The sequence below is a fragment of the Halomonas sp. SpR1 genome (assembly GCF_031010175.1).
Lineage (GTDB): Bacteria > Pseudomonadota > Gammaproteobacteria > Pseudomonadales > Halomonadaceae > Vreelandella.
Map to the genome: position 1 here is coordinate 164,457 of NZ_JAUAMB010000001.1, position 13,350 is coordinate 177,806.

The window sequence follows — 13,350 nt, forward strand, 5'->3', positions numbered from 1 at the left end:
TATTGGTTTTGCGCGGCAGGGGGGAGAAACCATTACATCGGCGCTAACTGAATGCCATCAAGGTTTCTTAATAGAAACTAAGCAATTGTTATGCCGCTAATAGTGGAGTCATCGCTTTTAACGTTTATGGCAGTATTAATTGCTGTTTATTGGCATAAAAATAGCGTTTACGACTATATAAATGCGGATGAATTGGTGATATTTTTCAAATAGTTATTGATCTTCAATTGTGGTTTTAAATCCGTAAAAGGGAGTGCATCAAAATGGCGCGTCAAACGGTAGTTTTGGGAGCAGGCATGGTGGGTGTCAGCATTGCCTGGCATCTTCGCCAGCGAGGGCATGAAGTCACTCTTGTGGATCGCCTTCAGCCTGGTCGTGAAACCTCGTTTGGCAATGCGGGCATTATTCAGCGTGAAGCGGTTAGGCCTTACCCTTTTCCTCGCGATATGAAGACACTACTTAGCGTTTTACCTAACCGTCGGGTAGATATTCGTTACCGTCCGGCAGGCATGGTCAACGCCGCCTCACCGCTTTTGCGTTATTGGATGAACTCTGCGCCGAAGGCTTACCAGAAGATTGTTCCGGAATACGCCTCACTGATTCAGCTTTCGCTAAAAACCCACGGCCCGATGATTGATGCCGCAGGCGCCGAGCACTTGGTGCGTAGGCAAGGGTGGCTTGAGCTTTACCGCACTCCGGAAAAGCTGACGGCGCGAATCAAAGAGGCCGAAGAGGCGCGGCGCCTTTATGGCGTGCAGTTTGAGCAGCTAGATAGGGCGGCACTTGAGGAGAAAGAACCTTCTCTGAGTGACACCATTATCGGTGCGATTCATTGGCTTGACCCATGGACTGTTGCTGACCCCGGTGCGCTGGTTGCGGCATACGCGGAGGCGTTTAGTAACCACGGTGGACGCATTTTGCAGGCGGACATTCGATCAGTTAAGCAAATAGGTGAGCGCTGGCAGGTCAATACCGACTCTGAAAGCTTAGAAGTAGATGATGTAGTGGTGGCGCTAGGGCCCTGGGCGGGAAGCTGGCTAAAAGAGCTGGGCTATCATTTCCCTACTTTTGTAAAGCGCGGCTACCACATGCACTACGCACCCCAAGCGCCTGCAAAGCTGAATTTCTGGGTCATGGATGCCGAGGTGGGTTACCTGCTTGCGCCGATGAACGCCGGCATTCGCTTGACCACCGGAGCTGAGCTGGATCGCCTGGATGCACCTGCTGACGTCAATCAACTGGGCGCAGCAGAGAAAGTCGCGCGCAGTGTTTTCCCGCTAGGCGAGCGCCGTGATGAGGCTCCTTGGAAAGGCGCGCGGCCCTGCTTGCCTGATATGAAGCCGGTGATTGGGCCTGCGCCAAGACATCCCGGACTATGGCTTGCCTTTGGTCATGGCCATCAGGGGTTCACCCTCGGGCCGGCGACCGGGCAGTTGCTGGCGGATATGATGGAAGGGCAACCTACCGCCATTGATATGGCACCCTTCCGGGCTGATAGGTTCTAGCGGGCGTTAAATTCATTAATGATCAGTCCAGTTAAGCCGATAGTAGTAGTTGCTGGCACTAGTAATAGTGAACGATTGCTTTGCGCGTGATCTAATGCTTTGCTAGTTTATAAGTACATTTGCACACCATGAGGTGGATATATGGATGTAGGCATCAGCAGTTCAGTAAGCGCGTCGCTTTATATGAACCAGGCGCAAACCCCCGAGCAGGCACAGATGCAGGTGTTTAAAGAAGCGCTGGATACTCAGGCACAGCAAGTGACCGAGATCATGGCTTCTGCGGATACTGGGGCTCAACCAGACCTTGCCAAAGAGGGTAGCGTAGGCACTCAGGTAAACACCTACGCTTAATGCTATTTGGCGGCAACACGATTGCCGCTAATTTTTAAAACGCTGACTTGTTCAGCGTTTTTTTTGTCTTTTTTTTCAAGGAGCGGCACTTTTGATGCCACCCGCGACAACAGCTGCCTCCAGGCGTTACAATTGCCCCAATGAACATTCTCATTGCGCGGTGGCTAGTTAGCGAGAGCTGCTGATTGAGTGCTGCGCTGAGACTCTATATTTGAAGAGGCACAATGAAAGAGACACAACTAGCCCAAGAGGCAGGGCTTAGGCGCACCTTTGCAATCATTTCGCACCCCGACGCCGGTAAAACCACGATCACCGAAAAGATGCTGCTGTTTGGCAATGCCATCCAGTTAGCCGGTTCGGTGAAGAGCAAGCGTAACGACCGTCACGCTACCTCGGACTGGATGAAAATGGAGCAGGAGCGGGGGATCTCTGTGACGACCTCGGTGATGCAATTCCCCTACGGCGGACGTATCGTTAACCTGCTGGACACGCCCGGTCACGAAGACTTCTCTGAAGATACCTACCGCACGCTCACGGCGGTTGACTCTGCCTTGATGGTCATCGACGGTGCCAAGGGTGTTGAGGATCGCACCATTAAGTTGATGGAAGTGTGTCGCCTACGTACCACGCCGATCCTCACCTTTATCAATAAAATGGATCGCGATATCCGCGACCCCATTGAGGTGATGGATGAAGTCGAAACGGTATTGAATATCCAGTGTGCGCCGATGACCTGGCCGATTGGTATGGGGCGCCATTTCAAGGGCGTTTATCACCTCTATAACGACGTGATTCATCTTTATACTCAGGGCCAGGGCAGCCGGATCCCCGATGATAAACGCATTGAGGGCTTGGATAGTCCCGAAGTGGATGCCGTGCTTGGTGAGGAGCAGGCCGAAGAGCTGCGCATGGAAGTAGAGCTGGTGCGTGGGGCGTCCCATGAGTTTGATCTGGATGCTTATCGCCGTGGTGAGCTTTCGCCGGTCTATTTCGGTACCGCCATGGGTAACTTTGGGGTGCGCGAGATGATGGATGGCTTTGTGGAGTACGCCCCGCCGCCCCAGGCCCACGAAACCGATACACGGGTAGTCACTTCCGATGATGAGCGCTTCACCGGCTTCGTGTTTAAGATCCAGGCCAACATGGATCCGAATCACCGTGACCGCATCGCCTTTTTGCGGGTCTGTTCGGGTAAGTACGAAAAGAACATGAAGATGCGTCATGTGCGTATCGGCAAGGACGTTAAAATTGCCGATGCGCTGACCTTTATGGCCTCTGATCGCTCCCAAGTGGAAGAAGCCTGGCCAGGCGATATTATTGGTCTCCATAACCACGGTACGATTCAGATTGGCGATACCTTTACCGTGGGTGAAGATATGCGCTTTACCGGCATACCGCACTTTGCTCCCGAGCTGTTTAAGCGCGTGCGGTTGAAAGACCCACTGAAAATGAAAGCGCTGCAAAAAGGCTTACAGCAGCTTTCCGAAGAGGGCGCTACCCAGGTCTTTATGCCTATGGACAATAACGACTTGATTCTCGGCGCCGTGGGTACTCTGCAGTTTGATGTGGTCGCTCACCGCTTGAAAGAGGAGTACAAGGTCGACTGCTTGTACGAAGGCGTTAATGTACAGACGGCCCGCTGGGTTTACTGTGAAGACGCTAAGAAACTTGAAGAGTTTAAGCGTAAAGCCAGTGCCAATCTGGCTGTCGATGGTGGTGGTTATCTTACCTATATCGCGCCGACCCGGGTGAATCTGCAGATGACCCAGGAGCGCTGGCCGGACATTCGCTTCCAGCCGACCCGCGAGCACTAACGTTTATAGGGTAAGCCTCTATGCTGGTTGATGCCCATTGCCATCTCGATTTTGCCCAGTTCGATGATGATCGAACTGACGTATTTGAGGCCGCTAAGGCAGTGGGCGTAGTGCGTTTTGTGGTGCCGGGCACTACCCGTTCGCGCTGGCAGCAGGTGCTGGCGCTGGGTGCACGGGCGGATACCTCGGTATGCCTGGGCATGCACCCCTACTTTGTGGATCAGCATCAAGAGGCAGATATTGCTGCGCTGGATAACCTGCTCAGCGAGCACCCAGAGGTGGTAGCCGTAGGCGAGTGCGGTATCGATGGCCGCTTTACTGACACCCTTGACGCCCAGTGGCACTATTTTGACGCCCAGTTAAAGCTGGCTAAGCAGCATGGGCTGCCAGTAGTGGTGCACTGCGTTCACGCCAACGACAAGGTCGCTAAACGGCTTCGCCAGTTAGCGCTGCCCAACGCAGGGTTGATCCACGCCTTCTCGGGGTCAATTGAGCAAGCGAACAAGTTTCTCGATCTAGGTTTCAAGCTGGGGTTGGGTGGAGCGATTACCTATGAGCGCGCCAAACGCTTGCGGCGAACCGTTGCGGCGCTTCCTGACGATGCGTTTGTGCTGGAAACCGACAGCCCCGATATGCCGCTTAGTGGCTATCAGGGGATGCGGAATGAGCCGCGTCGAGTGGCCGAGGTATGTAACGTTGTGGCCACCCTGCGCGGACAAACAGCGCAGCAGGTTGCGGCCCAGAGCAGTGATACCGCTGCGACGCTGTTTGGCTTAGCTAGTGCCTAGAAGCCCTAGCCATGAAGGCTAACCGCCAGTTGCTCTGGATCAACGCGCTCGATTGCATAGGGTAACGGGAGAAGGGTCGCTGGCCCGCCTGCCAAAAAGAGAGGCGTCTGTTCTTCGGCTACTTTGGTGTTCATGACCGCCAGTAACTCGACGCCGCCTTGTGGTGTCGTCGTGCTGACGACCACTTCGCCGACCGCTTTATCGTCACCATTGACTACGCTAGCGCCCACCTCAGGCAGTGTGTCTGTGTCCAGACTGACGCGCATTAGGCGTTTTTTTACTTGGCCACGAAAGTGGGCTCGGGCAACAACTTCCTGACCGGTGTAACAGCCCTTTTTAAAGCTAATCCCACCCAACGCTTCCCAGTTAAGCATCTGGGGTAGGAAATGATCCTGCTGGGCATCGGTTAGCCACGCCAAGCCGCTACGAATATCTTCAAGCTGCCAAGCGTTGCGGCTCGCTTGGTCATCTTGAACCGACACTACATCGACTTTGTGGTCTTTATCGAAACACAGCAGCCAACGCGATGTCTCACCTGGGTAGCGGAGTACGCTGGCTTGGTCGTTGTGGGTATGGGTGCCCACTTGATCGGGTAGCTCCAGATCCAGCTGATTCGCCAGGGATTGGGCATCATCCCTGGCGCCAATCACGATAAGGTCGGGTAGCGAGACCAGCTCAGTCTTATAAAAAGCGGCAAATTTTTTAAGATGGTTGGCTAAACTCTCTAACAGGGTAACGCTTAGTAGCAAACGGAAATGCTCTTCGCCCAAGCGCACCAGTTGGGCGTTGGCTAACATTCGCCCCTTGGGCGTACAAAAACAGGTTAGCGGCGCAAAACGCCCATCGGCCAAGCTGACTTGAGCGCTGGTCTGACCCTGCAGGAACTTTTCTGCATCCGCCCCTTTCACATCCAGGGCGGCTAAATGGTTAAGGCGGACGCTGCCAAGGGCCGGGTTGCTAGCGGTAACGGTCGCCATAAAAACTCCTGAAAAAGTGAGAAAGCGTTCGGTAGTAATGTATTCAGTACGAAAGCGTGAAGCGTATCTTTACTGCTATTAGGTGTGGGCAGTCGGCGCTGATTGCAAGGCACCATTAGCGTGCTAGACTCTTTCTCTTGTATCAGTTTTGCACAGGTCAACAGGCAGGGAAACGCTATGGCGCAGCAGTCGTTAACATTCCAAGGTGTTAAATCGGTCGATCAGGTCAACAAAATTACCACGGCTCTGATGATGCTTGACGGCGTTGATAGCGCCGAAGTGGGGCGGCATGGTGCTGATGTGGACGGCCGGGCAAAGCGCGAGACGCTGATTAATGCCATTGAAAAACTCAAGCTAGGCGTAAAGGTATCATAATGCATCCTCCGATTACCGTGATCAGCGAACGCAACCATGCCTTTAGGCAGCGAGTTGAAGTCAATGGCCTAGAAGATCTCTATGCCGACGTGCCACCCATCGTCGGCGGAGAGGGAAGCGCTCCAGATCCCCACGACTATTTCGATATCGCCTTGGGCACCTGCAAAGCGATTACCGTGCAGATGTACGCCAAGCGTAAGGAGTGGCCCCTTGAAGGCATTACCGTCACCGTTCAGCGGGATGACAGCCAGGAAAAAAAGGGCATCTACAAACTAGACGTGGCCTTAACGCTGCACGGTATTGAAGACCCAGAGCAGCGCGCCAGGCTTGAAGATATTAGCCACCGCTGCCCCATTCAGCGCCTTATGACGCAGTCAACGGTCGAGATCGCCACGCGGTTAGTTTAATTTATTTCTTTTAGGAGCACCGATGAGCAAAGCCTTCCGATTGCAGTCAAAATTTCAGCCAGCTGGCGACCAGCCTGCCGCCATCAAGGGGCTGATTAGTGGCCTGGAATCTGGGCTTGCCCATCAAACCCTGCTGGGTGTAACAGGCTCGGGCAAAACCTTCACCATGGCCAATGTGGTCGAGCAGCAGCAGCGCCCAACCATTGTGATGGCGCCGAACAAGACCCTGGCGGCCCAGCTGTACGGTGAGTTTAAGGCGTTCTTCCCCGATAATGCTGTGGAGTATTTTGTCTCCTACTACGACTACTATCAGCCCGAAGCCTACGTGCCTTCATCGGACACCTTTATCGAGAAAGACGCCTCGATTAACGACCATATCGAGCAGATGCGGCTTTCGGCCACCAAAGCACTGCTGGAGCGCCGCGATGCGCTGATTGTGGTATCTGTTTCAGCCATTTACGGCTTGGGTGACCCCGATCAGTACTTAAAGATGCGGCTGCATTTTACCCGCGGTGAACTGATTGACCAGCGTGCCTTCTTGCGCCGCTTGGCCGAGCTGCAATATACCCGCAACGATATGGATTTCCGTCGTGGCACCTACCGGGTGCGCGGGGATGTGATCGATATTTTCCCTGCTGATTCCGACGAAGAGGCGGTGCGGGTAGAGCTGTTCGATAGCGAGATCGACACCATTCGCCTGTTTGATCCGCTCACTGGTGCTGTGCGCGGGGAAGTGCCGCGGATGACCATCTATCCCAAGTCCCACTACGTCACCCCGCGGGAAACGATTCTGGGCGCCATCGACGCCATTAAACAGGAGCTCAAGGAGCGCCTTGAGTGGATGCGCAAGCACGAACGGCTGGTAGAGGCGCAGCGTCTAGAGCAGCGCACCCTTTACGACATTGAAATGATGCTGGAGCTGGGCTACTGCAACGGTATTGAAAACTACTCCCGCTACCTCTCTGGCCGTGCGCCGGGCGAGCCGCCGCCTACCTTCTTCGACTACCTGCCTGATGACGCATTACTGTTTATCGATGAGTCCCACGTCAGCGTGCCCCAGGTGGGCGGTATGTATAAGGGCGACCGCTCGCGCAAAGAGACCCTGGTGGAGTACGGTTTCCGGCTGCCCTCGGCGCTGGATAACCGACCCATGAAGTTTGAAGAGTGGGAGGCTATTTCCCCGCAAACGATTTTTGTGTCCGCCACCCCCGGCCGCTACGAAGGCGAACACGCTAGCCAGACCGTTGAGCAGGTGGTGCGTCCTACCGGGCTGCTGGATCCCGAAATCGAAGTGCGCCCGGCCAGCACCCAGGTAGACGATCTGCTTTCGGAAATTGGTCTGCGCACCGCAGTCGGCGAGCGGGTGCTGGTGACCACGCTAACCAAGCGCATGGCGGAAGACCTGACCGAGTATTTTGACGAGCACGGTATTCGGGTGCGCTACCTACACTCGGATATAGATACCGTCGAGCGGGTGGAGATTATCCGCGATTTACGCCTGGGCAAGTTTGATGTGCTGGTAGGCATCAACCTGCTGCGCGAAGGCCTGGATATTCCCGAAGTGTCGCTGGTGGCGATTCTCGATGCCGATAAAGAGGGCTTTCTGCGCGCCGAGCGTTCGCTGATCCAGACCATTGGTCGCGCGGCGCGTAATGCCCACGGCAAGGCGATTCTTTACGGTGATCGCATTACCGACTCAATGCGCAAGGCGATCGATGAGACCGAGCGTCGCCGCGCCAAGCAGACTGCTCATAACGAAGAGCACGGTATTACCCCGACCACCGTGACACGCTCGGTGGCCGATATACTTGAAGCTGCCCAGGCCCCAGGCAAGAAGAGCAGCCGTCGCCGTGGCAGTGAGCGTAAAGTGGCTGAGAGCGCCGCGGAGTATGATGTCACCACCATGAGCAAGCAAGACTTGCTGGGCGCCATCAGCAAGCTTGAGGATGCCATGTTCGAAGCGGCGCAGAATCTCGAGTTTGAAGAGGCAGCGCGGCTGCGCGACCAGCTCCATCAGATGAAAGAAAAACAGTTGGCGCTGGGCTAACGGTATGCCGGAAGGCCCAGAAATTCGTCGCGCGGCAGATCGTATTGAGCAGCAGATAGGTGGGCGGGTGATCGACGCTGCCTGGTTTGCTTTTCCAGAACTTGCCGAGCAGGCGTCGTCTTTTATCGGTGTTAGGGTTGTGCGGGTAGATACCTGGGGCAAAGCGATGCTTATTCGGTTTGCCGATCAGCGCGTGCTCTACTCCCACAATCAACTCTACGGAGTTTGGAAGCTGCATAGCGAGGATAAGCCGCCTAACACAAAGCGCACGCTGCGTGTTCGACTAACGGCAGAAGGGCGCTGCGCCAGTCTCTATAGCGCCTCCGATATTTCCCTCTGGCATGCAGACAATCTCACCGAGCATCCTTTCTTAGCCCGCTTGGGCCCTGATCTGTTGAGTCAAAAGGTGGCACCTGCGGATGTGCAACAGCGACTTAATTTGCAGCAGTTTCATAAGCGTAGCCTGGGCGCGCTGCTGCTCGATCAGGGGTTGGTGGCGGGGTTGGGCAACTATTTGCGCTCTGAAATCCTGTTCTTCTCTCAACTGCCGCCAAATGCTCGCCCGGTGGATTTAACCCCAGAACAGCAAAAAACGCTGGCTGCCTGCATTATTGACGTTACCCGCCAAGCCTATCAAACCGCAGGCGTTACTAACCAAGAGGCCTGGATAGCGCAAGCCAAAGCAGCGGGGGAGTCGCGCAGGCAGTGGCGTTTTGCGGTTTTTGATCGAGCAGGCCTTGAGTGCCACCGCTGTGGGGCGGTGATTGAGCGCAAAATGGTCGGTTCGCGCAGGCTCTACTTATGTCCTCGCTGCCAGGCAGCGTAAGCGGCTATAGAGTATTCGGTTGGCGCTTCAGTTTCATAGCGTTTTTTTATACCGTTATCTTGTTATTAAAAACACACTTACATCAAGAATTGGCGAAGTAGTCAGTTCTACGCAGCAGAGTGCTGCTGCGTAAGGGCCAATACGGTATACTCGGCCTACGCTAAGACGGCACCTCCGCAGGCGCGGAGGAAAGCCGCTGACTAGACGATAACCTAGGAGCTACTAGTCCATGACCGTGATTCGCCAGGACGACGTTATTCAAAGCGTTGCCGATGCTCTGCAGTACATCTCTTACTACCATCCCAAAGATTTTATCGACGCCATGGCGGCCGCCTACGAGCGTGAAGAGAATCCCGCTGCCAAAGACGCTATTGCGCAAATTCTGATCAACTCACGCATGTGCGCCACCGGGCACCGCCCAATCTGCCAGGATACCGGCATCGTCACCGTGTTCGTTCATGTAGGCATGAACGTTACCTGGGAGGCGGACATGAGCCTGGACGACATGATCAATGAAGGTGTTCGTCGTGCTTACCTGCTACCGGATAATATCCTGCGCGCCTCGGTGCTGGCGGATCCTGACGGCAAGCGTGCCAACACCAAAGACAACACCCCGGCCATTATTCACCACTCGATCGTGCCCGGCGACAGCGTCGAGATTCACGTGGCGGCGAAGGGCGGCGGTAGCGAAGCAAAATCCAAGTTTGCCATGCTCAATCCCTCCGACAGCGTCGTTGATTGGGTGATGGAGCAACTGCCGAAGATGGGTGCTGGCTGGTGTCCGCCCGGTATGCTGGGAATTGGTATCGGCGGCACCGCGGAAAAGGCCATGATGATTGCCAAAGAAGCGCTACTCGATCCTATCGATATTCAGGATCTGCAGGCCCGTGGCCCCAGCAACCGTGCCGAAGAGCTGCGTCTAGAGCTGTTTGATAAGGTCAACAAGAGCGGTATCGGTGCCCAGGGTTTAGGCGGCTTAACCACCGTGCTGGATATTAAAGTCAAAGACTATCCTACCCATGCGGCTAACAAGCCCGTCGCGATCATCCCCAACTGCGCGGCGACCCGTCATGCCCACTTTACCCTGGATGGTTCAGGCCCGGCAGCGCTAAAAGCCCCGAAGCTTGAGGACTGGCCGGAAATTACCCGCGAAGCGGGCGAGAACGTCAAACGCGTCAACCTGGATACAGTGACGCCCGATGAAGTCAAAACCTGGCAGCCGGGTGATACGCTGCTATTAAACGGCAAGCTGCTAACCGGTCGTGATGCCGCCCATAAGCGCATGGTCGATATGCTGGCCAAAGGTGAGCCGTTACCTGTCGATATGCGCGGCCGCTTTATCTACTACGTCGGCCCCGTTGACCCGATTGGCGATGAAGTCGTCGGCCCGGCAGGCCCCACTACCGCCACGCGGATGGATAAATTTACCCGCACCATGCTGGAAGAGACCGGTTTGCTGGGTATGGTCGGCAAGGCAGAGCGTGGCCAAGCCGCTATTGATGCTATCCGTGATAATGAGGCAGTGTACTTAATGGCGGTAGGCGGCTCGGCTTACCTGGTCGCCCAAGCGATTAAGAAATCACGGGTCGTGGGCTTCGAAGATCTGGGGATGGAAGCGATCTATGAGTTTGAGGTAGAAGATATGCCAGTGACCGTTGCCGTTGATAGCCTAGGCACATCGGTACATCAAACCGGGCCTGCGAAGTGGAAAGAGATTATTGCCCAGTCGGCGTAAAGGAGTGGTAAGGTTGATTAGGCTTTAAACGCTTAAGGGCCTCGCTGACGGCGAGGCCTTGTTATTTGTGTGAGCTTCATGAGGACGTGCTATGACCTCCTGGTTGCTAGGGACTGGCATCTTATTGATACACGTGATGGGTATCGTTTCGGCTATTATGGCGCTGATGTCCAGTCGCACCTCTCAGGGGGCTGTGGCGTGGATCATATCGCTGCTTACGTTCCCCTATATTGCGCTGCCCGCTTACTGGTTTTTCGGGCGGCCGCGATTTTATGGCTACGTATCTGCCCGGGGGCAGCGGGACACCGTGCTACGCCGGGTGCTGCTACGCTACCGAGCTAATGTGGAGCCCTATGTTGCGCCCTCTCATAATGCAGATATTCAGGCGGTGGAACAGCTCGCCATGATGCCCCTCACCCATGGCAACCAGGCGACGCTGCTCATTGATGGGTCGGCAACCTTTGAAAGCCTGTTTGACGGCGTCGAACGCGCTGAACAGTATGTCTTGATACAGTTTTTTATTGTCCGCAACGATGCACTTGGGCAACGTTTGAAACAGCATTTGCAGCGCGCTGCCCAGCGCGGTGTACGGGTATATTTTCTCTACGATGAGTTGGGCAGCCGTAAATTAGCCGATAGCTACCTCAATGATTTAATCAGTGAGGGGGTGGCCGTGAGTGCCTTTCGCTCGTCACGGGGCTTTAAACACCGTTTTCAGCTTAACTTCCGCAACCATCGCAAAGTAACCGTAATAGATGGCAAAGAGGGCTGGGTAGGCGGGGTTAATGTCGGGGTCGAGTATCTAGGGGAGAGTCAACGGCATGGGGCTTGGCGGGATACCCACCTCAAGCTTGAAGGGCCTAGCGTGCTGGGGTTGCAGGAAGCCTTTTGGGAGGATTGGCACTGGGCCACTGATGAAGTGATTAGTTTGAACTGGATAGCGAATACCGTTTCTTCCACGATTGATCATCACGTGGTGATTGTGCCCTCGGGGCCCGCTGATCGTCAGGACACTGCCAGCCTGCTTGTGCAACAGGTGATCCATAGCGCAGAGCAGCGGCTGTGGGTAACCAGCCCCTATTTTGTTCCCGACCAGGGGGTTCAGGACGCGCTGCGTCTTGCGGCGATGCGCGGTGTCGACGTTCGAGTAATGATTCCTGAGCGTCCCGACCACCTGCTAGTTTTCCTCTCGGCGTTTTCATTCCTTCCCGATATGTTAAGAGCAGGTGTTAAAATATACCGTTATCTTCCCGGATTTTTACACCAAAAGGTCATATTGATTGATAACCAGGCAGCCACAGTAGGCACAGTAAATTTGGATAATCGCTCTTTTCGGTTGAATTTTGAGATTACGGCATTTATTCCTAGCCGCGATTTTGCTGGCAGTGTCGAGAAGATGCTGGAAAAAGACTTTGCGCACTGCAGGCGTGTCACCCTCGATGAAATCAACCAGCGCCCGATGTGGATGAAAGTCATCTCGCGCGCGGCCTATTTAATGGCCCCGGTTCAATAGATAATACAATCTACAAGGAAAACCATTATGCGTGAAAGCAGAGTGAGACAAGGAGTCATGGAGTGAATCTCGAAACAAAATGGCTGGAAGATTTTGTAGCGCTTGCCAACACGCGTAGCTTCTCTGCATCCGCACGCCAGCGGCATGTAACTCAGCCTGCCTTTAGTCGCCGTATCCGCGCGTTGGAGCAGGCCGTTGATGTCACGCTGGTGGATCGCTCGACCACTCCCGTGGGATTAACGCCAGAAGGGCAGCTTTTTTTAGTCACCGCCCGCAATCTGGTCGAACAGTTAAACGAATCGCTTAGCCATTTGCGCGGTCTTTCCATTGCCAATGAGGCGCTGGATATTGTCGCGGCGCACTCACTGGCACTGAGCTTTTATCCGCCTTGGATTTCCCGCCTGCAGCAGGGGTTGGGCGAGTTGCCAACTCGCCTGGTGGCGATGAATGTTGGCGAAGCGATACACGTGCTGCGGGAGGGGAACTGCGATTTGATGCTCGCGTATTACGACCCCTTTGCCACTATGCAGCTGGATGCCGAGGTGTTTCCCTCTTTTTCGATTGGTAAGGTCAATATGCTGCCCGTTTCGTTGCCAGACGAGCACGGGAAAGCTAAGTTTTCACTCCAGCACGACACCTCCATTCCCTATCTTTCCTATACCCAGGGAGCTTTCTTGGGCCGCAGCGTGCGCATGCTGCTGAAGAATGACCCGCTGCGTATGAAGCTACGCACCGTATACGAAACCGCCATGGCCGAAGGCCTCAAGGGGATGGTGCTACAAGGCGTTGGCGTGGCGTGGATACCTGACTTCTGTATTCGTGAGGAGCTAAAAAGCGGCCGTTTGGTGAGGGCAGGTGACCCAAGTTGGGATATCCCGCTGGAAATTCGCTTATACCGCTGCTCCATGGTGCATAAACCCGGCGTAGAGCGTTTATGGCGGCAGATGATGAAGCTGCCGCGGGATTTTCTTCAGGCCTAATTAGTAAATTGCGAATGGCGAATGGCGAATGG

At 54.8% G+C, this 13,350-nt stretch carries 12 protein-coding genes; 11 read left to right on the forward strand and 1 reads right to left on the reverse strand.

All coding sequences use genetic code 11. The annotated features are described in order from the left end of the window. The first annotated feature begins 263 nt into the window (after positions 1 to 263). From QT231_RS00800 to QT231_RS00815, 4 genes are all read left to right on the forward strand, one after another. On the forward strand, positions 264 to 1,505 hold the full coding sequence (locus QT231_RS00800) for an FAD-dependent oxidoreductase (RefSeq protein ID WP_308335058.1): 1,242 nt from the start codon (positions 264 to 266) through the stop codon (positions 1,503 to 1,505). Positions 1,506 to 1,646: 141 nt separating this feature from the next. Further along, positions 1,647 to 1,856 carry a putative motility protein gene (locus QT231_RS00805; RefSeq protein WP_007114201.1) on the forward strand — a complete coding sequence of 70 codons (210 nt, stop codon included), beginning with the start codon at positions 1,647 to 1,649 and terminating at the stop codon, positions 1,854 to 1,856. 224 nt (positions 1,857 to 2,080) lie between these two features. Further along, a complete protein-coding gene (locus QT231_RS00810; protein WP_308335059.1) occupies positions 2,081 to 3,670 on the forward strand; it encodes a peptide chain release factor 3 in 1,590 nt (529 codons plus the stop codon). 20 nt (positions 3,671 to 3,690) lie between these two features. Next, positions 3,691 to 4,458, forward strand: coding sequence for a TatD family hydrolase (locus QT231_RS00815; RefSeq protein WP_308335060.1), 768 nt, complete (start codon positions 3,691 to 3,693; stop codon positions 4,456 to 4,458). A gap of 5 nt (positions 4,459 to 4,463) precedes the next feature. On the opposite strand, the gene QT231_RS00820 is transcribed toward QT231_RS00815, so the two are convergent. Continuing rightward, a complete protein-coding gene (locus QT231_RS00820; RefSeq protein WP_308335061.1) occupies positions 4,464 to 5,435 on the reverse strand; it encodes a folate-binding protein in 972 nt (323 codons plus the stop codon). Positions 5,436 to 5,612: 177 nt separating this feature from the next. On the opposite strand from QT231_RS00820, the gene QT231_RS00825 reads away from it, so the two are divergent. From QT231_RS00825 to QT231_RS00855, 7 genes are all read left to right on the forward strand, one after another. Then, entirely contained in the window at positions 5,613 to 5,810 is a 198-nt protein-coding gene (locus QT231_RS00825) for a hypothetical protein (RefSeq protein ID WP_007114205.1), read from the forward strand. After that, complete coding sequence (locus QT231_RS00830) at positions 5,810 to 6,217, forward strand: OsmC family protein (RefSeq protein ID WP_308322992.1); 408 nt, start codon at positions 5,810 to 5,812, stop codon at positions 6,215 to 6,217. The genes QT231_RS00825 and QT231_RS00830 overlap by 1 nt, the downstream gene beginning before the upstream one ends. Before the next feature lie 22 nt (positions 6,218 to 6,239). Continuing rightward, a complete protein-coding gene (uvrB, locus tag QT231_RS00835) occupies positions 6,240 to 8,264 on the forward strand; it encodes an excinuclease ABC subunit UvrB (RefSeq protein ID WP_308322993.1) in 2,025 nt (674 codons plus the stop codon). A gap of 4 nt (positions 8,265 to 8,268) precedes the next feature. Then, positions 8,269 to 9,090 (forward strand): endonuclease VIII, encoded by an 822-nt coding sequence (gene nei / locus QT231_RS00840; protein ID WP_308335062.1) that lies wholly within the window; start codon positions 8,269 to 8,271, stop codon positions 9,088 to 9,090. A 229-nt stretch (positions 9,091 to 9,319) separates the two neighbouring features. Continuing rightward, positions 9,320 to 10,825, forward strand: a complete 1,506-nt coding sequence (locus tag QT231_RS00845) for a fumarate hydratase (RefSeq protein WP_308335063.1) — start codon at positions 9,320 to 9,322, stop codon at positions 10,823 to 10,825. 91 nt (positions 10,826 to 10,916) lie between these two features. Further along, positions 10,917 to 12,338, forward strand: coding sequence for a cardiolipin synthase (gene cls / locus QT231_RS00850; RefSeq protein WP_308335064.1), 1,422 nt, complete (start codon positions 10,917 to 10,919; stop codon positions 12,336 to 12,338). 62 nt (positions 12,339 to 12,400) lie between these two features. Beyond that, positions 12,401 to 13,318 (forward strand): LysR substrate-binding domain-containing protein, encoded by a 918-nt coding sequence (locus tag QT231_RS00855; RefSeq protein WP_009286686.1) that lies wholly within the window; start codon positions 12,401 to 12,403, stop codon positions 13,316 to 13,318. Positions 13,319 to 13,350: the final 32 nt, after the last annotated feature.

Coding starts and splice junctions, on each gene's coding strand:
- QT231_RS00800 (WP_308335058.1), top strand. CDS start 264: ATGGCGCGTCAAACGGTAGTTTTGGGAGCAGGCATGGTGGGTGTCAGC.
- nei (WP_308335062.1), top strand. CDS start 8,269: ATGCCGGAAGGCCCAGAAATTCGTCGCGCGGCAGATCGTATTGAGCAG.
- QT231_RS00845 (WP_308335063.1), top strand. CDS start 9,320: ATGACCGTGATTCGCCAGGACGACGTTATTCAAAGCGTTGCCGATGCT.
- QT231_RS00825 (WP_007114205.1), top strand. CDS start 5,613: ATGGCGCAGCAGTCGTTAACATTCCAAGGTGTTAAATCGGTCGATCAG.
- QT231_RS00830 (WP_308322992.1), top strand. CDS start 5,810: ATGCATCCTCCGATTACCGTGATCAGCGAACGCAACCATGCCTTTAGG.
- QT231_RS00805 (WP_007114201.1), top strand. CDS start 1,647: ATGGATGTAGGCATCAGCAGTTCAGTAAGCGCGTCGCTTTATATGAAC.
- uvrB (WP_308322993.1), top strand. CDS start 6,240: ATGAGCAAAGCCTTCCGATTGCAGTCAAAATTTCAGCCAGCTGGCGAC.
- cls (WP_308335064.1), top strand. CDS start 10,917: ATGACCTCCTGGTTGCTAGGGACTGGCATCTTATTGATACACGTGATG.
- QT231_RS00815 (WP_308335060.1), top strand. CDS start 3,691: ATGCTGGTTGATGCCCATTGCCATCTCGATTTTGCCCAGTTCGATGAT.
- QT231_RS00820 (WP_308335061.1), bottom strand. CDS start 5,435: ATGGCGACCGTTACCGCTAGCAACCCGGCCCTTGGCAGCGTCCGCCTT.
- QT231_RS00810 (WP_308335059.1), top strand. CDS start 2,081: ATGAAAGAGACACAACTAGCCCAAGAGGCAGGGCTTAGGCGCACCTTT.